Annotated in this window: 1 pseudogene; it reads left to right on the forward strand. The window is 67.6% G+C overall.

Annotated elements, in window-relative coordinates:
- Positions 1–130: 130 nt before the first annotated feature.
- Positions 131–247, forward strand: a pseudogene (locus tag KVS67_RS12570) (IS481 family transposase); the annotation flags it as partial.

Raw genomic sequence — 247 nt, forward strand, 5'->3', positions numbered from 1 at the left:
CTCGTCGAAGGTCAGGCCGTCACGAGCGGGAAGCAGGCACTCGCCCAGCTCGCCGCGGCCTACCCCGACCGGATCGACCCCTACCTGTGACCACCCCGCTTACACAGACAAGTTGACTCGCTCCCCACTCATGACTCACGCTAATGCACCCCTGTCTCCCACCGGCCGTCTCAGGATGGTCCACCGCCACCTGCACGTCGGCAACCCGCAAGCCCATGTTGCCGCCGGGGTCCGGGTGAGTCGGCCC

Origin of the sequence: Micrococcus sp. GbtcB5 (genome assembly GCF_019091605.1) — a bacterium.
Classification (GTDB): domain Bacteria; phylum Actinomycetota; class Actinomycetes; order Actinomycetales; family Micrococcaceae; genus Micrococcus; species Micrococcus luteus.